Here is a 1,097-nt window from a genome sequence, read left to right as displayed (position 1 = left end):
TCTGTTTCCAGCGTTGCAACACGTCTCGATATCACCACCCACAGCCTTTACGCCTGGATAAAGAAGTACGGTCCGGATTCTTCCACGAATAAAGAACAGTCAGATGCTCAGGCCGAGATCCGCCGTCTCCAGAAAGAGCTGAAGCGGGTTACCGACGAACGGGACATATTAAAAAAAGCCGCGGCGTACTTCGCAAAGCTGTCCGACTGAGGTACGCCTTTATCCGCGACAACAGCCGTTTCTGGCCTGTTCGTTTGCTCTGTCGGGCTCTGGATGTTCATCCCAGTGGCTTTTACGCCTGGCTTCATCAGCCGCATTCACAACGCCATCAGGCAGACCTGAGACTGACAGGGCAGATTAAACAGTTCTGGCTGGAATCGGGATGCGTCTATGGTTATCGCAAGATCCATCTGGATCTGCGGGATAGCGGGCAACAGTGCGGAGTCAACAGAGTCTGGCGACTGATGAAACGTGCCGGGATAAAGGCTCAGGTCGGGTACCGGAGCCCGCGGGGACGCAAAGGCGGGGCCAGTATAGTGTCGCCAAACAGGCTCCAGCGACAGTTCAATCCGGATGCTCCGGATGAGCGTTGGGTAACGGACATAACCTACATCAGGACCCACGAAGGCTGGCTGTATCTTGCCGTGGTTGTTGATCTGTTCTCACGCAAAATTATCGGCTGGTCAATGCAATCCCGGATGACAAAGGACATTGCCCTGAACGCATTGCTGATGGCTGTATGGCGGCGTAATCCCCAAAAACAGGTGCTGGTTCACTCGGATCAGGGCAGTCAGTACACAAGCCATGAGTGGCAGTTGTTCCTGAAATCACACGGCCTGGAGGGCAGTATGAGCCGTCGCGGTAACTGCCACGATAATGCGGTTGCAGAAAGCTTTTTCCAGTTGCTGAAACGTGAACGGATAAAGAAAAAGATCTATGGAACGCGGGAAGACGCCCGCAGCGATATTTTTGATTACATCGAAATGTTTTATAACAGTAAGCGTCGGCATAGTTCTAGCGATCAGATGTCACCGGCAGAATATGAAAACCAGTATTATCAACGGCTCGGAAGTGTCTAGATTATTCGTGGCGATTCA

At 52.2% G+C, this 1,097-nt stretch carries 1 protein-coding gene; it reads left to right on the top strand.

The genetic code is table 11. From position 1 onward, the window contains the following. Nucleotides 1-1,079, top strand: a protein-coding gene (locus NR177_RS23735; protein WP_256853800.1) for an IS3 family transposase whose coding sequence is annotated in 2 segments (ribosomal slippage) — nucleotides 1-169 and nucleotides 169-1,079 — 1,080 coding nt annotated over the 2 segments. Because the reading frame shifts where the segments join, the coding sequence is not laid out codon by codon here. This gene is flagged as partial in the annotation. Nucleotides 1,080-1,097: the final 18 nt, after the last annotated feature.

Origin of the sequence: Pantoea sp. Fr+CA_20 (genome assembly GCF_024520835.1) — a bacterium.
GTDB classification, from domain to species: Bacteria; Pseudomonadota; Gammaproteobacteria; order Enterobacterales; family Enterobacteriaceae; genus Pantoea; species Pantoea allii.
Note: the sequence above shows the minus strand (reverse complement) of the source record. Positions and strands in the feature narration are given on the sequence as shown.